This is a genomic window from Intestinimonas sp. RTP31139st1_F5_RTP31139_211217 (genome assembly GCF_040226735.1).
Taxonomy (GTDB): Bacteria; Bacillota; Clostridia; order Oscillospirales; family Oscillospiraceae; genus Intestinimonas; species Intestinimonas butyriciproducens.
Genome location: NZ_JBCOAQ010000002.1, coordinates 197067 through 219513 on the forward strand (window position 1 = coordinate 197067; position 22447 = coordinate 219513).

Here is a 22447-nt window from a genome sequence, read left to right on the forward strand (position 1 = left end):
GACCATGAGCCGTCAGAGTCCATCCATCAGAAGTTCGCCGCATCTGTGCGGTGGTATCGTTTAATAGGGGCCTTTTTTCCACAGACAGGCATAGATAACTCCTGTCATTTCGGTTTTGATAAACCTGCCCCACCTGCGGAACAAAGTAACTGCCTTTCATGCTGAAACATCTCCTTTGCCGATAAAGAAGGGGAGGACCGCACCCGCAGCCCTCTCCCTTGTTATTTTTTGACCTGTTTTCTTTTAAGCCACACCAGCCATATTGAAAAACTCATTCGGCGTCAGCACCCGAATGCCCAACTCCTGTGCCTTGGACAGTTTGCTGCCGGCCTTCTCACCGCAGACCAGATAATCGGTCTTGCGGCTCACCGAACTGCCGGCCACAGCGCCCAGAGAGGCGATCAGGCTGTTCATCTCATCGCGGGTATAGGGCTCTACTTTGCCTGTCACCACAATGTTCTTCCCGGCAAATGGAGTGTCCTGGCCGACTGCCTGATTGTTGGCCGCGGCCGGCTTCTGGATGTTCATCATCATCTGTAATTCCTCCCAAATACAAAAATTTTCTTCATTGCAGAACCATTCATGGATATTGTTGTGCAGCGTCTCTCCAAAATCAGGGAGCTGGCGGAAGTCATAGCCCGTATAAACCGCGTCCCGAAATTCTTCAAGACTGCCATGGAACTCCCGGCAGAGAACACCGCTGGCTGTGTTGCCGATCATGGGAATGTCCATGGCAATCACATACCGTTCAAAGGTGGTGTTGCGGCTCTGCTGGACAGCATCCCACAGGCGCTGCCAGGACTTTACGCCAAAGCCCTCCATGCGGATAATTTCATCCCGGTGCTGATCCAGCCGGTATAGATCCAGATAGCTGTGAATCCATCCACGGCCAATCAGTTTTTCCAGCGTCGCCTCGGACAGCCCCTCAATGTTCATCGCCTTCTTGCTGACAAAATGGACAAACTTTTTGAGTTTCCGTGTCTCGCAGGCGGCATTGTCGCAGAACAGAGTCTTGATGATCCGCTCCTTGCCGTTTTCATCCCGCCCTTTGGTTTCATGAACGCGGGTCGGCTGGCCGCAGCAGGGGCACTGGTGCGGGAACGCCGCTTCCAGATTGAAACCGCCCCTGTCCATGTTTTCCTCCACATGCGGAATGATCATATTCCGCTTGCTGACCAGTATGCGGTTGCCCGGCATCAGCTCCAGGTCCTCAATGAAGGACAGATTGTGCAGGCTGGCCCGCGTCACTTCGCATCCTTCGATTTCTACTGGAGCAAAGATGGCTACAGGCGCAATCTCACCAGTCCGTCCCGGCGTCCACTCGATGGAACGAAGCGTTGTCTTAAACAGCTCGTCCTCAAATTTGAACGCCAGCCCGTCCTTATAGTGATGTCCTGTGCGTCCGCAGCCTTTGGAAAAGGCAATATCATTGTAGGTTACAACGATGCCGTCGATGGGAATATCGCTGTCTTTTGCATACTGCTGCAGCTGCTTGATGCCGTCCTCGGTTTCCGCCTGTGTCAATGGCCGCTTCGTCACCAGATATTTGCACGGGGTAAAGCCCAGCGGCCGAAGCTCTTTGAGGCGTTCCGACTTGCGGGGCAGATCATCAAAACCCTCCAGAACATTGAAGGGCATGAAGGTCACGCACCGTTCCATGCACTCGCCGGCATCCCGCAGGCGCACCGAGCCAGCCGCCAGATTACGGCCATTCTTGTAGGTTTCACCATTCTCATCCACTATCGAAGTATTCAGGCGCTCAAAATCACTGGGACGGATAAACGCCTCGCCGGTGACTACCAGACGCCCTGGGTACTGAACATGAGCTGGAATCCCACTGATTGCTCTGGCGTTGTGAGTGACGATCTCACCCTCATCACCGTCGCCCCGTGTGGCCGCTTCCACCAGTTCGCCGTTCTCATAGGTCAGTTTGATGGTAAGGCCGTCCAACTTGAGCATGATCATCACCTGATGCTCGCCCATAAACCGGCACAGGTCTACGCTGCTTTTTACTTTATCCAGAGAAAGGAGCGGGATTTTATGGGCGGTTTTCTCCAACTTGCCTACCACGGGATAGCCCACGGTAACAGTGGGAGAGTTCGACATCTGGATGCCCGTCTCCTGTTCCAGTTTGTGAAGTTCATCAAAGAGCCGGTCATAGACCTCATCGCTGACGCTGGGATTGTTGTAGTTATAGTATTCGTTGCGGTAACGGTTGAGCCGGTCGGTCAGTTCCCGCTGCTTTCTCAAAGTATTCTGTTCCATCAGGCCGCCTCCTCATCCAAAACACGGAACGCCATAATCAGCGTTTCCGCCGTTTTTGTTTGATTCGTATATGAACTGCACACGCCGTCCTCAAATGACCAGGTGCTGGCTGCACCCCACCACATTATGGAGCCCCGCCCATCGTTTGCCGCATTGATGCGCGGATCGGGCGGATTGAGAATTTTGGTGTAAACACCCTGGGTATTGACCCATGTGACCTCCCGCAGTTGGCCGATGCATCCGGGCCGGCAGTGGCCGGTGACCTCCAAGCGTGTGCCCGGCCGCAGCCTGCGTTTGAGCTGATTCAAATTTTTGATCATGCTGCACCTTCTTCCTTCTTCCGTGGATGGGCGGCATAACGCCCAAAGTTTAATTCCCTGATCATGTCCTGAATGGTGTTGTCATCCTCCCACGCAGCGGAGAGAGTGGCCCGCTCCGGCCCTTCACCTATATGGATGCTCACGGTCCCACCGTAAATCTGCATCAACACATCAGGCCGCTGGGCGCAGACGATTGCTAAATTTCCAATCTGTTTCATTTTCTTCTCCTTCTATCTGATATTCAGCCAGACCACAATGGGCCGGTCAAAGTCCGCAGTCACATAATTCTTTCGCGTATGGATAGGGCGGTAACGCCCATCCAGTTCGCACTCCACGCTCTGCTCAATACGGCCTCCGCTCTGGGCCAGATGCTCCCGGAATGCGCGCAGGGTATGCAGGCGCACCGCCAGCGGGTCGTTCTCCCTGCATCGCAGGTCCGCACAGTACACATAACTGCGCGGATTTTCTTTGAGCATAAAGCCGTAGGTCATATACAGGCGGCACTTGCGCTCCCGCTCCCGCTCGATATGCTTCACATAGTCTACGGCGCTCTTGATGCCCTGCGTCAGATAAAGATACCCCATCTGATAACGCTGCTCATCCGACAGGGGGAGTTCCGTCTTTTCCTGCCCCGGCAGTCCTTTATAGATGTGGAAGCTCTCCGGTGCATAGCGGTAACCGTGGATGTGGTACTCAAAAGATGTTTTTCTCATAAAGCCTCCTTGCAACAGTTGGCCGGACGCCCTCAAAGGACGCCCGGCCATTGTACCTGTATCATGCAGCCGCAGGGAGCTCCTGCTGCTGCACGACTTCTTTGTTTTCCATCAAGTCAGCCAAAAGCACATCTGCCAGCAAATGGCCGGCAAGGTGCCCGGTATGGATGACCACTCGATCTTTCTTCATTTGGATAAACTCTTCGTTGCGCAGGACGCGGCTCTGCTCGGCCAGCTTCAAATCTTGGCCTGTGAGCCGTGCCGCAATGACTTTTTGCCACTTCTGCAGAAATTCCGTCGCCTGCTCGATGTCCTCGTGCTGGCGGTCAAACAGCGTGCGTTTTTGACGCACAGTGCCGTCCGGCTCAATCTCCAGTGTGTAATAGGGATCTTCTGGTTCCTCCGCTCGGCGCAGAAACATGATGAAGCTCTCCCGGCGCTCGATGCGGTCATAGTACCGCTCGCCGGCGCCGTCATTCCCGACACAATGGTGAAGCATCCGTCCCTCTTTGATAATATCAAAAGTATTTTGAGGGGCAATGACCAGATAATCTTCATCTGCATAGGCATACTTTTTCTGCAATTCCTCGCAGATGGAGCGAACATGGGGGTACTTCTTGTCCATGTTCTCTGCTTGAAGCTCTAGGCTTCCAGCCTCACACTGGATAACCAGTTCATCATGCCGCTGACGCAATTTACGCGCACGATAGATAATTTCATCGCTGGTGTCGATATGCAGACGCTCTGCCATAGCAAGGTAGTCCTGCCATGTGGTCAACGCCTGCCGACAACTTCCGTCAAAATACGGCTTCTGTTTTTGCAGATAGTTTCGGATCTGAATCGGACTCATGCGGTCCGCGATGAACAGAATATCTTTGGCGCTGATCCGTTCTTTTTTAAACCAGCGAAACAGTTCATCCGGTATGCGTTGATTGGTCCGCTTTTCAAGCTGCAACCATGCCAGGTCTTCCGTATCGCCATTTATCTGCCGCAGACGGCGGAATTTGGGGCCGTCTAATCCCAATGCTCGAATCAGTCGCGTCTCATTTGGATAGAGTATCCGTTCCCGCACAGAATCACAATGTTCAAAGCATTCTTTTGTCAGCCTCGGCAAGTCTGCCTTCCAAATCTGCTCCATCTTCGGCATCCGCTTCCAAACAGCCAAATACTTTTCCGGATCAGTCACCGGATGGGTGCGTATCCACTGCACAAGGCCAGTGCCGAACAGCTCCTTCTGTTCCATGCAGGGAAGGCTCTTGCCATAGACCCTGCCTGTCTGATTGCCACAGTAACTATAGTAGCAGGGATTACCGGAAATCCAGCGTGTTTCCCGCTGGCAATACACGCCCCAATAGTAAGAGCGTATTTCTCCACTGCGGTCATAAATCGAACGGCGAAACTCATGCCAGTAAGGCTTTCCAGAGGGCAGACTGTCTTTCCAGTAAGTCCTCTCTGCCCAGAATTCACGGAGAACAAAGCCATCCTTGCACCGCTGAATCAGATAAGCATAGTCCTTTTCTGTCCGAATATACCCGGCGCGCCCCAGGGCTTTGAATACAATGGGATGCCGGCAGCAGGCACAGCGTCCTTTCTTATTGTGATATGGATGCCCGGATATAGGGACCTCTTTCCCGCAAAAAGTGCAGTACCCTGATTTGGCTCCACCGCGTTTATAACGATAGAAGATGAAATTTTCCCGTACAGCTACCTTATCAATCCAGCGCGTCCAATCCTTGGGCAGCTCAGGCACCTGAGCCAGATCCTGATCCCACGCGCCGGTAATTCGTTTGTGTCTCTGCTCCAACTGTTCGTCCCGTACATTTCTCTGAAAATCAAGGATACCGAGATCACCGCCGCGTTCCCCACAAAGATAGTCCTGTACTATGGCAGTATCTTTCTCGCTGGCCCAGCAGGTGGCATAATAGTTTCTACCCGGCCAATTCAGCCTGTCCAGTTTGGCGTCCCGCCATTTTTTCTCTAAATGGTCGTAAGTCAGAAACTGGTGCGCTTTCTTGTCAAGGAACACTTCATAAGCAGGATTGTTGCCATCCAGCCGCAGATGTTCCGGCAGATAAAAAGCCGCTTTGAGGATGCCATCCCGAACGACGCAGTTCATATATGGATAGTAGGTCCGTTCAACATAGCGATAGCCATAGGGGCTTTCATGCTGTTTCGGCTCATCCGCTATTGCTGCCTGTTTCATCTCCGGCGTTGCCGTCAATTTCGGCATTGCCAGAAGTACAGATTTCTTCAATTTAGTTCACCATCCTTTTTTCAAGCTCCACTCCATACCAAATTCCTGGTTGGAGCGTTTTCCCGTCAATCTCCGCCACCACGATCTGCTGGATGCCGCCGGTAGTGCCGTCCTCTTTTGCAAAAGCAAGTACATCTCCGTTCCGAGTCCCTTTTGCAATAGGGTCGGCGCCGCGCACCGCTGCATAGCCATTCCACGCTTCAGCTTTGTCCGCCTTTATATTGCTGTTCCACTTCCGCTTCGGGTGGTCTGCCATAAAAGCAAGGCCATGGAGGAAAAGTTCTTTTTTTGTCAGCCGTTTCAAAATTGTCAACTCTGTACAGGAAATTTTGGAATCGACACCATCTTCGTCAATGTCTCCGCCGGCATCGACAATATAGTATTCTGCGTGGTTTATATCTCCGTAATAGCTCAAGCAATCCAGCGGGTCCTCAGCACAGTGAAACCCATTATGAGCGCAGTTGGCCTTTTCTGTTACATTGAGTCCCATCTTAAACTGGTAGTCTCGGCAAATCAGGCCAGGAAGAAATCCTTTATATGCAATCATGCTGCACCCCCTTAACCTGCCTTTGCCATGCCGAGATCCAGCAGCGACAACTGACCATCGTTGGCAGGCTTTTCCTTCTGCACAGGCTTCGGTTTGGCTTCTGCCTTTTTCTTTTCCTTCTGCTTCTTTTTGGTGGTTCTGGCGAAATCTTTTCCATAGTAGGGGTTCGGTACAAACTTTTCTTCTTTCTCATGATCCTCTTTGGCGTCTGGGTCGCGGAAATAATCCTCTGCCCACTGGTAGCACAGATCGTCCGGAACATCACAGCCATACCCTTGGCTGCCCGGACCTGGCTGAATGCCGCTTGCTTTGAGTTCATCCTGAATGTAGTCCCACGCCTTGCGGCTGATGTACTGGAAACAGTGGATCATTGACTTGCGCGGGTGCATGGTGAGGCGTGCGAAAGCAATATCCTCCAGGCACTTGGTTTGGATAAATTCTGCCACACACTCCTTCATGTTGCGCCGGGTCAGTTTTTCTGTATCTGTGCTGACCCGCTGCATGGAGGCGTTCACCACCTCGTCGTCGCTCATCGCGGCCAGACGCTCCAACTGCTCCTGCTCGGCCTTTTTCTTTTCAGCCTGCCGGGCTTCCCATTCTGCTTTGCGCTTGGCTTCAGCTGCCTCATGCTCGGCACGGCGTTTTTCCTCGTCCGCATCGGTGGTTACATCGGCCTTGGCGGGCGCCTCCTGCTCTTTACCGGCATCGTCCCCATCCGCGCCCTCTGCCTCGGAAGCATCGTCTCTGTTCATTTCTGCCAATTCCTCGGCCCCATCGTCTGCATCAAATGCGGGTGATGGCGGTGTCTCCACGGCAGGGGAAACCGCTGAACGGCTGGCCGACGGCACCGGCAGCTCGTCAAAAGTTTCCTCATCCTCAAAGGCGTCTCCAGCCGGTACTTGTTCTGCGGGAAGTCCGAGTTCCTCCTGCTTGTTCAGTGCCATTTCTGAAAAATATCCCATAGTGATCTCCTTTCCGTCGTTTCATAAAAAAGGCACGGAACAGGCCAATGCCCATCCCATGCCTTTGCCACATTGTTTTACAGCACATAAACCAATGTACTGTAACCGTCAAAGCAGTAACACACCACATTCGGATATTGCTTTGACCATTCCTTGATTTGATCCTGTATTGCTTGAGCTTCCCTGCGCGCTGGACCGTTCCACGGCGGCGGAACTGTCACCGTGAAAAAGCCTTTTTCTGTACGGGGCCGCACATCAGCGTCCAGATGGACGCATTGCTCCAGGAGCGCCAAAAGCTGGCTCTCCTTTGTCTCACTCACGACAACCATCAAAACCTCTCTTGTGTCTTTTCTGGAATTTCCTTCTTTGCGAGCATAGGGGAAAACTTTACTTGTCTAAACTGGTCTTGTCCACTTACATAATAATACGCCCGCTTGGCACCGTGATTCAGTTCCACTACATCGGAAATCGCCATTGGCCGCCCGCGGCAGCCTTCAGGCAGCCGCTCCCGGCAGTCGGCAAACAGGCGCTTCAAAAGTGTGTCATCCGATTCCTCCGCTGGGCAGTAGATTTCTCCACTTCCTGCCACATAGTACATCGCCGCAGGCGGCTGTTCATAACCAGCCGCTTTTAACGCTGTAATATCCTTGAAAGCAAATGGGATCGCGTTCTCTTCGTCCAGTTGAAGTTGATAAAGTACAAACCTTTGTTTTCGCCGCTGTAGCTCCAACAGGGCGGCAAGAGCGTCCCGGCCGCCGCACAGGAAGGTTTTATGTTCCTCCCCTGTCAGCCCCAGATACTCTGTCAGTCCGGTGTCTTGCTCGGCCCGGTGCTGCCACTGTTCCACGCAGTCCTCAATGTGGGCCAGCTTGCACAGCCCGCGCAGATACTGCTCTTTGAAACTCAACTTTTCAATTTCCTTTTGCCGCTGACTGCCCTGGCGCAAAGCCAGCTGCCAGTCATCAAACCCTTTATAATTGGGATTCCAAGTCAACCGACGACAATTCATGCCGTGCTTTTGCGCCATTAAGTAAATTTTAGATGCCCCGGCCATGATCATTTTGTTGTTGTACTTGTCCATGTCGTGGGCTTCAATGATCTCCTCTGTACCACTCTGCGCCAGCAACGCAAACATAGAGTCCAACGGACTGGTGTTATTTGCGCCGGCAATCGCAACGAAAGTACGCCCGGTCAGGTAATGGGAGATGTCTGCCTTCAAAAGTCCTTCAATCACATAAACGACACGGGCAGATGGATTTCCTACCAGATGTACCGGGCTGCCCGATCCTGTTCCGCCCTTTTTTGAGGAAGACGAAAACCAGATATATTTTGCTCCCGGCTTTTCCGGCGGATCATCCTTGTTTTTCAGCGGTATATCCAGTTTGATTTGGAATCCCTGCAACATGCCGTCAAAGCCGATGGCAGGGATCAGGATGCCGGCTGTTTTTTGATAAAAAGCCATAGTCCAATGTCCGCCGTCATCCCGATAAAATCCCGGCACTCCCTGTACCTTGCATCCCTGCTTGATCAGCCGTTCTGTAATAGACCGGCATAGAAAATGCGGTGGGGTACTCTTAACGCCCAGTGCGTCAATCTGCTCATCAGACAGCCCGCGTTTAGGGGAGCGCAGATGCTCCCGATGCGCCGGCCGCAGCGTAAGTTGAGCAAGCAGCAGGGATAGCGTCTGGTGGATCTCTGCTGGACTGGCCTTATTCGACTGTGGTACTGTTTTTCGCTCGGAAGAAGAATGACTGGCAGGGGCAGCCCAGGCCCCCGAAGTTGAAGGGCATGGGCTGGCCGGCCGTTGTTGGGCTTCATTCCCGGAGCGTGCGTGTTCCTCTTGGATATTGTCACACAGAGCTTCTGCAATCTCCCAGTAGGCATCGGATGTTGTCGTATGATTAAGTTCAGCATACAGCGCCAGCATTCCGCCATGTGCATTGCAGTAGTTGCACCGCCAGACATTCTTGACGAAATTGACATTCATCCGCCCCTGGCGGTCACCGCAGAACGGGCAGTCCACATAGATGCTGTCCGCCTGTTGACGCCTGATGCGCAGGTTTAATAGATTGACAACTTCCATGATGCCGAAAGGAAATTCATCCGGGTATGAGCCCATTTGTCATTCCTCCCTTCATACCCGAGCCAGGGCTTCGCATCAACCGGCCTTCTGAAGTGAATTGAGGACCAGCTGGGCGGCAGCCCGAACGATGTTGTCCTTGCTTTTGTTGCCCGGAGTCAAATAGAAACGCAGATTGACAGGCCGCTTCTTCGCCACCTCTGCGATAGTCAGCCCCCGGCATACGCCGCTGTCCACAACGACCTCCTGTGCCTGTTCCAGCGTCATCACCTTCAGAATATCCTCTACTGGCATATCCGGGGTGTATGCAGGGGCCTCTTGTACGACTTTGGCTTCGGGGACCTCCTGTGCCTCCTTGGCGACTGTCAGATCCTCCGCAGGGCGCTGAACTGGCAGTTCTTCCGCAGGGAGATGAATTGGCAATTCCTCCGCTGTCTTGCTGTTTTCCGGCTGCTCTGTCGTTGGCGCGGAATCCGCTGGCAGCGTATCCGTGTTTGTAGTAGGGCTTACCGGCAAACTCTGCTCATGGGCCGGAGTTGCTGCAGGCTGAATCTTCGTTCTTGCTGTTTCTGCGTTTTCAGATGCCCTCTGTGGCGTTTGTGTGCCCCCGGAAACGGAATTACCCTCGGAAAGAACAGCGGCCTTCTGCGAGGCGCTGGAGGGCTCCTGCGGCAACACAGTGCTCACAGGCGGAGTAATGGCAGAGGGCTGCGTTTTACTCACAGGCGCCGCTTTCTGTACAGAAGCGGCATGAGTGTCGGCGCTCACAAGCTGGATACCAAATCCAGCGTCCGAAAGGGCCTGGCTCAACGCCTCATTTTGAGCTGCCTTCACAAAGTCCCTGCTATCCTGCATGGTCTGCTGGGCAACGCTCACGCTGAACGGCTCCGCGTCACTGCGGTCCAGAAATACCTTGGCCTCGAAAATCGCCATCTGCTCTGTGATCCTCATGGCCGTCAGACGCATACGCCCGTTGGGGTGTGCCATTCGGAACCAGAGTTTCTGATAGGGTAAGTCCAATTTCATGGAGTCCCCGGCACGCCGGAGGAACTTCAGCGGGTCGAACCCCGGTACCTTGTTCAGTTCCGCAGCGGCAGGAACGGCCTCGTACATCGTTTTTGCATTATTGTTGTTGTCACTCATCTTCATAAACTCCTTCCTGTATAATAAATAGGGGACGCTGGGCATTTTTCTGCACCTTGCGTCACATTTTTAGCCTGCGTGCTTCAATTCTTTTTCCAAGTCCGCCGGAACGGGAATACCGGCCCGCCGGGCGTACGCCTTATAGTACAGGTGGATGCGCTCACCCAGAAGCGTGTTGCGTTTGCCGATCTCGTTGCGATGGATTGCCATGAACAGTACCTGCTTTTGACCGATGAGCACCACACGCTTTTTTGCGCGGGTAATGCCAGTGTAGAGCAGATTTCGATAGAGCATGACAGTATGTGCCTTTAAGAGCGGCATAATGACCGTATCGTACTCGCTGCCCATTGCTTTATGAATCGTGGTGGCATAGGCGAGGTCCAGATTGACCATATCCTCTATGCCGTACTCCAACTCACGGCCCACACCGAAGTCAAGTCCAACGCGAGTTCCATCTTCATCATTTTTGATATAGCGGATGAATCCCAGGTCGCCATTGGATACCTTGGCAGTGTTTTTGGTCTGCATGATCCGGTCATTGACCCTGAATACCTTGACGCCGATTTTGATTTCTTCCTCGGCGGAACGAAACGGGTTGACCACTTCGCGGATCGCTTCGTTGAGCTGTTCCGCAGAGGCCGCGCCGTCCGAGCGGAAAGGCGACAGAATCTGCACCCGGTCAATCCCACTTTCCTCGATCTCCCGGCAGTAGCGGGCAACAATTCGTTCAGCGGCTTCCGCCTGATTGTTGCTTGTCATGAAAACGAAATCCTGGCCGTAGTACAGCTTGGTGTTGCCTTCGTTAATGAATTTGGCGTTGTAGGCAATCAGGCTGTCCTTGGACTGACGGAAAATCTGATCCAGCACCGTCACGGTGATAAGGCCGCAGTCAATCAGTTCGCGGAACACATTCCCGGCGCCTACACTGGGAAGCTGATCCGGGTCTCCGACAAGAATGACCCGTGCTCCACCTTTGATGCGTGAGAAAAATTTATTTGCCAGCCACATGTCCACCATGGAAAACTCGTCCACAATGATCAAATCGGCCGAAAGCGGCTCTTGGGTGTTGTTGCGTTTTATTTCATCTTCCTCGCTGGCGAGCCCCAAAATGCTGTGCAGCGTTTTGGCCTTATCAACCCCGGTGCTTTCCGCCATACGCCGGCTGGCTCGGCCTGTCGGCGCCATCAAGGCGATCTCTCCCTGGGGATGCAGGCGGCGGTAGACCTCCAAAATTGTTTTCAGCACGGTTGTCTTGCCGGTGCCCGGGGAGCCTGTGATGATGGAAAGATTGTGGCGATAGGCTGCATACACAGCCGCTTCCTGTTTTGAGGACAGCGCCAATCCAATTTCTCGTTTGACCTGCTCCAAAATTTGTTCGATCTTCTCCGGAGCAGGAGGCTCCACCACACGCATCGCAATCCGGCGGGCGGTTTCATCCTCTTGTGCAAACACACGGGGAAGATAAATGTCTCCTTTGACGGATACGACCTCTCCATGCAGGATCATATCTTCGAGGACATCGCTGACCTCTTGTGCATGGAGCCGAAGCGAAGGAATAGGGATTTTAGCGTTGAGTAATTGGAGCGCCTCTTTTTGCAAAGCCTCACTGGTCAAAAACAAATGTCCGTTTTTCCCCTTGCTATCCTCCAACGCCCAGAACAAGGCGCCTTTGATTCGCATAGGGGCGCGCAGGTCGCCTCCGTTTTTCTGAACGATGGCATCCACCCTTAAAAAGCCAAAACCGGATATTTGGCAAAGCTCAAACGGACTCTTTTTCAAAATGTCCACGCTGGCCGGGCCGAAAAACTGATAAATCTTCTGCGCTGTTTTCGGTGTAATCTTGAACGGGGAGAGCAGCGTCATCAGGTCTTGCAGCATCCGGCTCTCTGCATATGAGGTCTTGATGGCCTCCAGCTTATTCTCCGTGATGCCTTTGATCTCCAGCAGCCGCTCCGGGCGATTTTGCAGAATGTCCAGTGTCTCCACGCCGAAGCGTGATACGATCTGTTTGGCGAGCGCCGGCCCAATGCCTTTGATAAGGCCAGAGGCCAGATAGCCTTCCACTCCACTCTTGGTTTGAGGGACAATTTCATGCCATTGCTCCACCTGAAGCTGCATCCCATACTTTCCTTTTTTCCATTCGCCATCCAGTTCCAGTTCTACCGCATCTGTGCGGGGCAGTTCGTAGCCGGTTGCCACAAACCGAATCAGATGATCCTTGCGTCGGCGGGTAGACCTGGCTTCTTGGGGTACATCCTTCTCCGCGGTTTTTACACTGATGATGCAGAACTTATTTGCAGGATTATAGTAAATTGTCCCATCATAAGTTCCTCTATGGATCAAATCATTTTCCTCCTTTCTCATGCCGTCTTGGTATCAATTTTCACACTGAACCTTCGGGATTCTGAAACGGTTACATACTGCTCGTAAATATCAGGGTGATCCAGCTTCAGCCGTATCAGATTGTCTTTGTCAATGCCGGGCGTTCTCACTGGATTGTAGGTGACAATATAGTTCACCCCATCCTGTTGGCAAACGGCCTTGCAGCTCTTGCCCATTTCCGCAACCAGCGCCGCTTTCAGCCGCTTCATATCCGCCTCAATCTCTTGGCTGCCCGCTTCCGTGAGTTTCTTCTGCTCCTGAAGCTGGAGATAGCGCATCAATTTGGCTGTCAGGCTCAAATCAAGCGTTACAACGGGAGCGTCCTGATCCGCGGAGCCCGTATGCCGGCGCACGCTTTCAAGCACCAGATCACCATCTTCGGTATAAGGCGGCGGCGTCCTGGTAAGAACATGGTTTTCCCAGAAATACTGCTCCAGGAAAATCATCTCCTCCTCATAGGACTCGTCCCGCCGGATTTCACGAATAATGGTTTCTTCCTCGTTGTTGCCATACAGGCAGCAGAAGAAGCAGCGGTCCACATTCATGACAGCCATATAGTGCCGCCCTTGGGTTTCATAATAGACGGGAACAGTTTCTTCACCGTTTAGCCACCAGTTATCCCTTGCGTTATAATTTGTCGTTTTAATCTCCAGAATTGCGGTACTGCCATCCGGCAATTCCACAAAATAGTCCACATCGGCCAGCATCCACGAATACTGCGGGTGCTGGAACATTTTTTTGATCTGATAGACCTTGTACCCTGTGCGGTGTTGGAATATCTTCGCCACCAACGGCTCCAACAGGTGCCCCATTTCCAGGGCAACCCAGTTGTCCTCATTATCTTCGACTGCTACGATATTCAGTTTGTCAAAATAGAGGTCTCTTGCCGTCCGCCAGGGTGAAATCCCCAGCAGAGCCGCCACATCACTGCCGCCAATCCCTTTCCGGCGGTATGCAAGCCATTCCTCTTCGGACAGGCCCGCCGTTTCCACCAAAATTTTGGGTTGACTTCGCTTTTCGGCGGCCACATTGCTCGCCGGCATCTTTAGCACCCCCTCCGTGTTCGGCGGGGAATAGCGTGTACTCGAATCATTGGACTATGGACTTGGCTGGATTTGGGCACCTTCTGATGCTGCCAGTTCTCCAAAGGCCATTTCCTTTTTGCCATAGGCTCCTGCCTTCGCTTTTTTACATTCATGCGTGTTACCTGCCTTTCTGTAGTTTGATATATCCTCAAAGCCGTTTCCGGCATTTGGGCGACAAAAAAGCGAGCATGACAAAGGGCAAAACGCCTGTTGTCCATAGTTGCCTATGAACCAATGTCATCCTCGCTGATGGGGAAACCCCCGAAAAATAAAAAAAGCCAGTAATATACTGGCCCGAATGGGCGCAGCAATACTACTGGCACAAATACAATCTTAACTGCGTGTGCAATGCAGGGCTTTGAGCCTTGCCGTACAGATACAAGATCTGTATCCCACATGGGGAACGCACAAAAATCAATTACAAGTACAGGATAGCACAATATATTGATTTAGTCAAGAATGAATATCTATATTTAGTGTTTCGAGCGCGTGCTTTTACTTTCTCAAAAAGTTTTTGAGAAAGCATGTAATGTGTGCAGAAATTCCTGCACCATTTTCCTATTTATAGGGCGTACAGATATAGCAGGATGTTCCATGCTGATCTGTACGCCTTTGTACTTTGAAAAAAGAATAACTCTGTTTCAGGGGTTATACAGGGAGCGCGGATAGTGTGCGGAGACTTTGTGTGCTCACCCACGGTTGAAATACTGCATAGCAGGCCCTGGCAATACGCGGCGGAAAGCCCCGGCGCAGGAAGTGACCTGGGACAGCTTACTTAAATATTTGGAATCGAACGCCTTGTTTTTTACTTTTTTGTTGATGTGGCGGCAGAGAAAGCGTATATGATATATGTAGGGAATCGTAGGCTTCTTTGTCGGCCACACAGAAAGGAGGCTATTCGTGGCTGATAAACAATTTCTTGAAAACACAGATCGGAATAATGCAGAAAAACGGAGCTATTCCGTTTCAGAGGCTGCTGAGATCCTGGGCGTCAGCAAACGCTCCATCTATAACCTGTGCGCCAGCGGAGCATTCAAATCTGTACGCATAGGGACTAAATTGAGGATTTCCAGAAAGTCCTTTGACGAATGGCTTGATGGTTCCGATTGATTTGGAAGGGAGCCTACAACTATGGCATCAATACAGAAACGCGGTAAGAAATATGCTGTTGTCTACACCTATGATGACTCAAAAGGTGAGAAGAAACAAAAGTGGGAAACTTTTATAACCAAAAAAGAGGCGTTGAAGCGGAAAGCCGCGGTTGAAAATGAGATCAATAACGGCACTTTTATTCCGCCCAGTGAACTGACCGTAAAAGATTTTCTGCGAGACTTTGTAGAACTATATGGAACCAAAAGATGGGGACTGTCTGTTTATGCTTCTAATAATGGCTTAATCAGCAATTACATTAACCCGTTGATTGGGGACGAAATTGTGCAGGACATCAATCGCAGGTCAGTGGATCAATTCATCCAGAAGCTGCAGAAAACGCCTCCAATCGAAACTCCATACAGACATGCACGGACAGACTTTGTTACGCCATGCACCATTGAAAAGATTATTAAGCTGATGCGCTGTGCATTTCATCAGGCTGTCCGCTGGGACATTATTGGTAAAAATCCGTTCGAGGATGCAATCTTGCCCAAGCGGGAGAAAAAGGTCAGAGCCATCTGGACTGCCGATATTATTCGAGATGCTCTCAACCACTGCTCGGATGGAAAGCTGTATGTCGCAATCAACCTGGCCTTTGCCTGCTCCATGCGGATGGGCGAAATCACCGGCCTTACATGGGACTGTGTTCATATATCAGATGAAGAAATCGCTCGGGATGATGCCTTCGTCTGGATTGAAAAAGAGCTGGCCCGTGTTGACCAGAAGGCTATCAACGCAGTTGGCGAAAAGGACATCCTCTTTGTATTCCCGCGCTTGATGGGCGGGAAGTCTTCCACGCGGCTCGTTTTGAAAAAGCCTAAAACAGAAAGCAGCATTCGTAAGGTTTGGATTCCGCGAACTCTTGCCTTTATCTTGCGGGAATGGAAAGAGAAACAGGACAAGCTCAAGGAGTTTATGGGCGATGACTATATCGACTACAATCTGGTTTTGGCGCAGGAAACGGGCCGCCCCTGTGAAGATCGGATTATTGGAAATCAGTTTGAACGATTGAAAAAATCCGCTGGTCTTCCAAATGTTGTTTTTCATTCTCTCCGTCACTCCAGCACAACTTATAAGCTGAAAATCAATAAGGGAGATGTTAAGGCAACGCAGGGTGATACCGGTCATGCACAAAGCGACATGGTTACCCAGGTTTACGCACACATCTTGGATGAGGATCGGAAGGTCAACGCCCAGAAATTCGAAATGGCCTTTTATGCGAACGCGGATTTGCGTGGCGTTGAGCAAAGGCTTCGCGCAGAAAGCGCCGCTGCTGAACCTGACTCTGAAATTCTGCTGAAGCAGTTGGAGGCTAAACCCGAACTCATGGATGCCTTCACGAAAAAGTTTGTTGAGCAGTATGGAGAACAGATTATGAACCAGTTAGCAAAAAAACTGATTGGTGCATAAATACACAGGAAGGCATGAGACGACACAAAACGCTGCGGCAGTGCTCATTAGCAAAATGAGCAATTTTTTCAAGTTTGGCATAAAAATCGTTCGAGTCCTGTGATGGAAATTTGAGCAGATGGGAGTAAGAAGTCTCCACTCTAACCAATGATAAAAAGGAAATCTGTTCTAATCCTCGTAGCGAAAAAAGATAAGGAAAATGCCGCAACCTCTTGCGGTTACGGCATTTATGGCGTCCCCGGGCAGATTTGAACTGCCGGCCCCACGCTTAGGAGGCGTGTGCTCTATCCAACTGAGCTACGGAGACATATTCGATTTTTCATGGTCAAGGATGGAGCGATCCGCCTCCCAGGACTTTGATGACCTGATTATTAGGAGGCGGTCGCTCTATCCAACTGAGCTACGGGCGCATAAAACAAGCGAGTCTTATTGTAACCCAAAACCCGCCCGCTGTCAACGGGGCGCAGAGGGCGCGCCAAATCGGGCCCATGCGGCGAATTTTGTGGGAAAGGGCGGTGGTATCCCAGAAAAAGGTTGCTTTTTTAGGACAGGTAAGTTATAATACGTGGTTGAGTTTTCACCGTATCTGTAAAAAGAAAGATTTGAGGTGCATCCCCCTTGCAGAACAATCATTTGAGAAACGTAGCCATTATCGCCCACGTCGACCACGGAAAGACCACGCTGGTGGACGAGATGCTCAAGCAGGGCGGCGCATTCCGGGAGAATCAGGCCGTAGCCGAGCGCGTGATGGACTCCAACGACCTGGAGCGGGAGCGCGGCATCACCATTCTGGCCAAGAACACCGCCGTACAGTATGGCGATGTGAAGATCAATATTGTGGATACCCCGGGCCATGCCGATTTCGGCGGTGAGGTGGAGCGCATCTTGAAGATGGTCAACGGCGTCATCTTACTGGTAGACGCCGCAGAGGGGCCTATGCCCCAGACCCGGTTTGTTCTGAGCAAGGCGCTGGAGCTGGGACACCGGGTCATTGTGGTGGTCAACAAGATCGACCGTCCCGACCAGCGGATCCACGAGGTCGTGGACGAGGTGCTGGAGCTGCTGCTGGATCTGGACGCTACCAGTGAACAACTGGACTCCCCCATGCTGTTTTGCTCCGGGCGGCAGGGCACTGCATCCTACTCCCCCGAGGTGGAGGGCACCGATCTCAAGCCTCTGTTCGAGACCATCCTCGACTATATCCCCGCCCCGGAGGCGGACACCGAGGCCCCCTTCCAGATGCTGGTCTCCTCCATTGATTACAACGAGTTTGTGGGGCGCATTGCCATCGGACGCATCGAGCGGGGCGTCGTTAGGCAGAATCAGGAGATCGCAGTGTGCAATTTCCATGACCCGGGCGCCGTGCCCAAGAAGGCCAAGGCGGTCTCTCTCTATCAGTTTGACGGGCTGGGAAAAGCGGCCGTCACCGAGGCCACGGCCGGCAACATCATTGCCATGAGCGGCATCGGAGACATTACCATTGGCGACACTATCTGCGATCCCTCCGCCGTGGAGCCCATCGAATTTGTCAAGATCTCCGCCCCCACCATTGAGATGACCTTCTCGGTGAATGACTCCCCCTTCGCGGGGCGGGAGGGCAAGTTCGTCACCTCCCGTCAGCTGCGGGAGCGCCTGTTCCGGGAGACACTGAAGGACGTGTCCCTGAGGGTCACCGAGACCGACTCCACCGATTCCTTCAATGTGGCTGGCCGGGGCGAGATGTCCCTGTCCATTCTCATTGAGACCATGCGCCGAGAGGGCTATGAGTTCCAGGTCTCTCCCCCGCGTGTGCTGTATCAGGAGATCGACGGCCAGAAATGCGAGCCTATCGAGCGCCTGGTGGTGGACGTGCCCTCCGACTGCGTGGGCTCCGTCATTGAGAAGATCGGCTCCCGCAAGGGCGAGATGCTGGAGATGAACCCGGTGGGCAGCCGCATGAAGCTGGAGTTCCTGGTCCCCGCCCGGGGCCTCTTCGGCTATCGCAATGAGTTCCTCACCGACACCAAGGGCGAGGGCATCATGGCCTCTGTCTTTGAGTGCTACGCCCCCTATAAGGGAGAGGTCTCCCGCCGCAGCAGCGGCAGCCTGGTCTCCTTTGAGACCGGGGAGAGCGTAACCTACGGCCTCTTCAACGCACAGGAGCGGGGCGTCCTCTTTATCGGGGCTGGCGTGCCGGTATATGCCGGTATGGTAGTGGGCGAGACGCCCAAGAGCGAAGACATCACGGTAAATATCTGCAAGAAAAAGCAGCTCACCAACATGCGGGCCGCAGGTTCGGACGACGCCCTGCGGCTCACCACCCCCCGTCAGATGTCGCTGGAGCAATGTCTGGAATTCCTGGCCGACGACGAGCTGCTGGAGGTCACACCTGAAAATCTCCGCCTGCGCAAGCGCATCCTCGGCCACGCAGATCGGATGAAGGCCCTGAAGGGCAACAAATAAGAACGACCTATAAATGGGAGCGGCGCTGTACCACAGCGCCGCTCTTTTTGCTGCGGCCACAGCCGCTGCGCCCTGTGGAGGCCGCTTTCAAACAGCCGCCGCAGGGCGCATTCCTTTATTAGGTTGAAAGGTAAGGACATATTAGAAATTTTATAATAGACAGAAAGAAAAAGTTTGGTATGGTTAGAACAGAGATAAAATTTGCGGCGCCGCCGCTGCTTCCACAGCAGATGGAACAGGAAAGGAAGAAAAACGATGCAGGAAAAATATCGCGTATTGTTTGAGCCGGGCCGGATTGCGGGGGTGCCCCTTAAAAACCGCTTTTACATGGCCCCCATCGGTCCGTCCGGTATGTGCGACGCGGAAGGCGCGTTTACCGAGACGGCGGTGGAGTACTATGCCGTCCGGGCCCGCGGCGGCGTCGGACTGATCATCACCGGGGACTGCTTTGTGGAAAATGAGATCCAGCCGTGCGTCATGCCCTCCCACGTGGTCCCTACCCTGCGCCCCACCTGCTTTATCCGCTCCGCCAAACGCCTGACCGAGCGGGTACACGCTTACGGAACAAAGATTTTCATCCAGCTCTCCGCCGGCTTCGGCCGGGTCGGCCACGCCAGCAACGTCAGCGGGGACGTGATCGCCCCTTCCCCAGTGGAACACCGCTGGATCAAGGGCCTGATGTGCAGGGAGATGACGGTGGAGGAGATCCATACCTTTGTGCGCAAGTTTGGCGAGGCGGCGGCTCACGCCAAAAAGGCGGGCTTTGACGGCGTGGAGATCCACGCCATACACGAGGGGTACCTGTTGGATCAGTTTACCCTGGCGCTCTTCAATAAGCGCACCGACGCATACGGCGGCAGTCTGGAGAACCGGCTGCGCTTTGCGATGGAGATCGTCCAGGAGATCAAGCGGGTCTGCGGGGCGGACTTCCCCGTGGGCGTGCGGTACAGCCCCAAGAGCTTTGTCCGTGATATGAATGAAAAGGCCGGAGGTCTGCCCGGGCAGGAGTTTGAGGAGCTGGGCCGGGATATGGACGAGGGACTGACGGTGGCCAAAATGCTCCAGGATGCGGGCTATGATTTCCTGGACGCGGACGTGGGCTCCTATGAGTCCTGGCACTGGAGCCATCCGCCCATGTACCATCAGAAGGGCATGTATCTGCCCTACGTCTCTCAGCTCAAAAAGGTGGTGGAGATCCCGGTGATGTGTGCCGGGCGCATGGACAATCCAGACATCTCCTCTGCCGCCCTTGCCGGCGGCAAGATCGACTTTGTGGGCCTTGCCCGTCCCCTTCTGGCCGATCCCGACTATGTGGAGAAGCTGCGCCGGAACCAACTGGAGCGCATCCGGCCGTGCCTGTCCTGCCAGGAGGCCTGTATGGGGCGGATCCAGAAGTTCAGCAGCGTCTGCTGCGCCGTCAATCCTGCGGTGGGCCGGGAGGTGGCCTATGCCGTCGGCAGGGCGCAGGAGCGGAAAAAGGTGCTGGTGGTGGGCGGCGGCGTGGCCGGCTGTGAGGCCGCCCGGGTCTGCGCCCTTCGGGGGCACGATGTCACCCTCCTGGAAGCCGCCGGGCAACTGGGGGGAAACCTCATCCCCGGCGGGATGCCTGACTTTAAGGAGGACGACCACGCTCTGGTGCGCTGGTATTCCCATGAGCTGCAGGAGCTGGGGGTGCGGGTGGAGCTGAATACCCCGGCTACGGCGGAGATCGTCCGTGCCAGCGGCAGCGACACCGTGATCCTGGCCACCGGATCCAGGCCCGTGGTGCCCGACCTGGGCACCCCCGACCGGGTGCGCACGGCGGCGGATGTGCTGATGGGCGGGGAGGACCCCGGAAAGCGGGTCGTAGTCGTGGGCGGCGGCCTGGTGGGCTGTGAGCTGGCCCTTTGGCTGCGCAAGCAGGACAGCACCCGGGAGGTCACCCTGGTGGAGGCGCTGCCCGATGTGCTGATGGTGGGGACGCCGGTCTGCGACGCCAACACGGATATGCTCAAGGCGCTGCTCCCCTTCCACGGCGTAAAAGAGGAGTTGGGCGCCCGGGTGGTGCGCACGGAGCCGGACGGCGTGGTCCTTCACCTGTGTGACGGCAGTGAGCAGAAACTGGAGGCCGATACCATCGCCGTCGCAGTGGGATATCGCTCGGAAAACAGACTCTTCCAGGAGCTGCAGGGGCTGGACGCCCAGCTCTTCCAGATCGGGGACGCCAACAAGGTGGCGAATATCCACTATGCCATCTGGGATGCCTATGAGGTGGCGAGGGGCATTTGAGACTGCCCGGCAGAATAAGTGATGAAAAAATCCTGCGGCCGCTGATCCGGCTGCAGGATTTTTTAAAGAAAGGTCATTTTTGGTGGTTTTTGTGGTGGATGGTCAGGGCCAGCCCGGCGGCAGCCAAAGAAAAGCAGACCGCGGCCATTCCCAAAAGCTGCACGGGGTCCATGTTCTCCGCGGCGGCGGTGCCGGTCTCGGGCAGGTCCCCCATTGGCACTGCCGTATCCTCCAGGATCAGGACCGCTCCGGACTCCGGGATGGGCTCGGCGGAAGCGGGTGCCGCCGCCAGGGCGCCCGGGAGCAGGAGCAGCGCCAGAAGCAGCGGGAAGAACAGCGCCAAAGCCGTATGGGGTCTCTTTTCCATATCATCCATCCCCCTTTGTGGAAGAGAGCTCGATTATTGTCTTCATTAAACACCCCGGCGGTTACATTGTGGTCACATTTTTTATATTTATCACTGGTTATAACAAATATATGTAATTATTAGAAAAATAAATATCGCCCGGAAAATCTGTGACTTTCCGGGCGATGAACGGGTGAATGGGGTTACAGGGAAAGGCTTCGTTCGATCCAGGCGCTGCCGATGACCACGTCGCCCTGATAAAAGACCGCAAGCTGCCCGGGGGTGGGGGCCCGGGCGGGCGTATCCAGCAGAACGTCCACGCCGCCCCGCTCCAGGGGACGGATGACGCCGGGGGCCTCCGTGCGGGAGTGGCGCAGGCGGACCGTGACCTCCATGGGGCCGTCCAGCGCATCCATGGCGATCCAGTTGGGGCGGGAGCACAGAACGCGGTCCGCCATCAGGTCCGAGCCGTCGGAGAGGGTGACGGTATTGTGTTCCGGGTCCAGCGAGGAGACGAAATACCGGTGGGGCCCGGAGACGCCCAATCCCCGGCCCTGGCCGATGGTGTAGTGGTGGATGCCCAGGTGGCGTCCCAGGACGCGGCCCTCCCCGTCGATAAAGTTGCCGGGCGGCGGCGTAGGGCCTCTGCGGTCCAGCCAGGCGGCGTAATCCCCGTCTGGGATAAAACAGATCTCCATGGAGTCGGGCTTGTGGGCCACAAAGAGCCCCATCTCCTCTGCAAGGGCCCGGACCTGGACCTTTTCATAGCCGCCCAGGGGGAAGACAATATGCCGCAGCAGGGCCTGGGTCAGGCGGGAGAGCATGTAGGACTGGTCGTTGGCGGGCTGGCCCTTGCGCAGGAGCATGCGGCCGTCCGGCCCGGCGGTCACCCGGGCGTAATGGCCGGTGGCGATAAACTCGGCGCCCACCTGCTCCCCTACTCTGCCCAGAGCCGGAAATTTTACCAGAGGGTTGCAGCGGGCGCAGGGCAGGGGCGTGCGCCCTGCCAAATACTCCCGGGCAAAAGCGGCGCAGACGACAGGTTCCAGCTCGGCGCGGATATCCACAGAGTGGAAGG

Annotated in this window: 18 protein-coding genes and 1 tRNA gene; 4 read left to right on the top strand and 15 right to left on the bottom strand. The window is 54.2% G+C overall.

The features are described 5' to 3' along the window. Positions 1–243: 243 nt before the first annotated feature. From ligA to ABUA09_RS03330, 12 genes are all read right to left on the bottom strand, one after another. Positions 244–2265, bottom strand: coding sequence for an NAD-dependent DNA ligase LigA (ligA, locus tag ABUA09_RS03275; protein WP_044940769.1), 2022 nt, complete (start codon positions 2263–2265; stop codon positions 244–246). Continuing rightward, entirely contained in the window at positions 2265–2585 is a 321-nt protein-coding gene (locus ABUA09_RS03280) for a hypothetical protein (RefSeq protein WP_044940767.1), read from the bottom strand. Before ABUA09_RS03280 ends, ligA begins: the two co-directional genes overlap by 1 nt. After that, a complete protein-coding gene (locus ABUA09_RS03285; RefSeq protein WP_044940764.1) occupies positions 2582–2803 on the bottom strand; it encodes a hypothetical protein in 222 nt (73 codons plus the stop codon). The genes ABUA09_RS03280 and ABUA09_RS03285 overlap by 4 nt, the downstream gene beginning before the upstream one ends. Before the next feature lie 12 nt (positions 2804–2815). After that, complete coding sequence (locus ABUA09_RS03290) at positions 2816–3298, bottom strand: hypothetical protein (protein WP_044940761.1); 483 nt, start codon at positions 3296–3298, stop codon at positions 2816–2818. A 61-nt stretch (positions 3299–3359) separates the two neighbouring features. Next, entirely contained in the window at positions 3360–5552 is a 2193-nt protein-coding gene (locus tag ABUA09_RS03295; protein ID WP_044940758.1) for a PcfJ domain-containing protein, read from the bottom strand. Between the two features lies 1 nt (position 5553). Further along, complete coding sequence (locus ABUA09_RS03300) at positions 5554–6099, bottom strand: DUF7666 domain-containing protein (protein WP_044940754.1); 546 nt, start codon at positions 6097–6099, stop codon at positions 5554–5556. Positions 6100–6110: 11 nt separating this feature from the next. Further along, on the bottom strand, positions 6111–7061 hold the full coding sequence (locus tag ABUA09_RS03305) for a Cas9 inhibitor AcrIIA9 family protein (RefSeq protein WP_044940752.1): 951 nt from the start codon (positions 7059–7061) through the stop codon (positions 6111–6113). A gap of 77 nt (positions 7062–7138) precedes the next feature. Further along, positions 7139–7354, bottom strand: coding sequence for a hypothetical protein (locus tag ABUA09_RS03310; protein WP_227123559.1), 216 nt, complete (start codon positions 7352–7354; stop codon positions 7139–7141). Between the two features lie 35 nt (positions 7355–7389). Beyond that, the gene (locus ABUA09_RS03315) at positions 7390–9180 is read right to left on the bottom strand and encodes a YodL domain-containing protein (RefSeq protein WP_044940748.1); all 1791 of its coding nucleotides are present in this window, start codon (positions 9178–9180) and stop codon (positions 7390–7392) included. A gap of 39 nt (positions 9181–9219) precedes the next feature. Further along, the gene (locus ABUA09_RS03320) at positions 9220–10284 is read right to left on the bottom strand and encodes a hypothetical protein (protein WP_009257968.1); all 1065 of its coding nucleotides are present in this window, start codon (positions 10282–10284) and stop codon (positions 9220–9222) included. Between the two features lie 69 nt (positions 10285–10353). Continuing rightward, positions 10354–12627 carry an SF1B family DNA helicase RecD2 gene (gene recD2, locus ABUA09_RS03325; RefSeq protein ID WP_110503321.1) on the bottom strand — a complete coding sequence of 758 codons (2274 nt, stop codon included), beginning with the start codon at positions 12625–12627 and terminating at the stop codon, positions 10354–10356. A gap of 17 nt (positions 12628–12644) precedes the next feature. Beyond that, positions 12645–13694 carry a YqaJ viral recombinase family nuclease gene (locus tag ABUA09_RS03330; protein WP_369522163.1) on the bottom strand — a complete coding sequence of 350 codons (1050 nt, stop codon included), beginning with the start codon at positions 13692–13694 and terminating at the stop codon, positions 12645–12647. A gap of 957 nt (positions 13695–14651) precedes the next feature. Here ABUA09_RS03330 and ABUA09_RS03335 point away from each other — a divergent pair. Next, complete coding sequence (locus tag ABUA09_RS03335; protein ID WP_009257965.1) at positions 14652–14861, top strand: helix-turn-helix domain-containing protein; 210 nt, start codon at positions 14652–14654, stop codon at positions 14859–14861. Positions 14862–14882: 21 nt separating this feature from the next. Beyond that, positions 14883–16313 (top strand): site-specific integrase, encoded by a 1431-nt coding sequence (locus ABUA09_RS03340; protein ID WP_050001705.1) that lies wholly within the window; start codon positions 14883–14885, stop codon positions 16311–16313. A gap of 230 nt (positions 16314–16543) precedes the next feature. Here the strand turns inward: ABUA09_RS03340 and ABUA09_RS03345 are convergent. Further along, positions 16544–16620, bottom strand: a tRNA-Arg gene (locus tag ABUA09_RS03345). 311 nt (positions 16621–16931) lie between these two features. Here ABUA09_RS03345 and typA point away from each other — a divergent pair. Continuing rightward, the gene (typA, locus tag ABUA09_RS03350; protein ID WP_279204366.1) at positions 16932–18755 is read left to right on the top strand and encodes a translational GTPase TypA; all 1824 of its coding nucleotides are present in this window, start codon (positions 16932–16934) and stop codon (positions 18753–18755) included. Positions 18756–19010: 255 nt separating this feature from the next. Then, positions 19011–21023: an oxidoreductase gene (locus ABUA09_RS03355; protein WP_033117717.1), complete on the top strand. Its 2013-nt coding sequence runs from the start codon at positions 19011–19013 to the stop codon at positions 21021–21023. Positions 21024–21096: 73 nt separating this feature from the next. On the opposite strand, the gene ABUA09_RS03360 is transcribed toward ABUA09_RS03355, so the two are convergent. Beyond that, entirely contained in the window at positions 21097–21390 is a 294-nt protein-coding gene (locus ABUA09_RS03360; protein ID WP_227152360.1) for a hypothetical protein, read from the bottom strand. Positions 21391–21572: 182 nt separating this feature from the next. Next, on the bottom strand, positions 21573–22447 hold an 875-nt coding region (gene mnmA, locus ABUA09_RS03365; RefSeq protein WP_349949076.1), incomplete at its 5' end, for a tRNA 2-thiouridine(34) synthase MnmA.

What these genes read in the sequence shown, in the direction of transcription:
- ABUA09_RS03305 (WP_044940752.1), bottom strand. Translation starts at nt 7,061, where the DNA reads ATGGGATATTTTTCAGAAATGGCACTGAACAAGCAGGAGGAACTCGGA.
- ABUA09_RS03360 (WP_227152360.1), bottom strand. Translation starts at nt 21,390, where the DNA reads ATGGAAAAGAGACCCCATACGGCTTTGGCGCTGTTCTTCCCGCTGCTT.
- ABUA09_RS03285 (WP_044940764.1), bottom strand. Translation starts at nt 2,803, where the DNA reads ATGAAACAGATTGGAAATTTAGCAATCGTCTGCGCCCAGCGGCCTGAT.
- ABUA09_RS03300 (WP_044940754.1), bottom strand. Translation starts at nt 6,099, where the DNA reads ATGATTGCATATAAAGGATTTCTTCCTGGCCTGATTTGCCGAGACTAC.
- ABUA09_RS03315 (WP_044940748.1), bottom strand. Translation starts at nt 9,180, where the DNA reads ATGGGCTCATACCCGGATGAATTTCCTTTCGGCATCATGGAAGTTGTC.
- ABUA09_RS03290 (WP_044940761.1), bottom strand. Translation starts at nt 3,298, where the DNA reads ATGAGAAAAACATCTTTTGAGTACCACATCCACGGTTACCGCTATGCA.
- ABUA09_RS03280 (WP_044940767.1), bottom strand. Translation starts at nt 2,585, where the DNA reads ATGATCAAAAATTTGAATCAGCTCAAACGCAGGCTGCGGCCGGGCACA.
- ABUA09_RS03320 (WP_009257968.1), bottom strand. Translation starts at nt 10,284, where the DNA reads ATGAGTGACAACAACAATAATGCAAAAACGATGTACGAGGCCGTTCCT.
- ligA (WP_044940769.1), bottom strand. Translation starts at nt 2,265, where the DNA reads ATGGAACAGAATACTTTGAGAAAGCAGCGGGAACTGACCGACCGGCTC.
- ABUA09_RS03340 (WP_050001705.1), top strand. Translation starts at nt 14,883, where the DNA reads ATGGCATCAATACAGAAACGCGGTAAGAAATATGCTGTTGTCTACACC.
- ABUA09_RS03355 (WP_033117717.1), top strand. Translation starts at nt 19,011, where the DNA reads ATGCAGGAAAAATATCGCGTATTGTTTGAGCCGGGCCGGATTGCGGGG.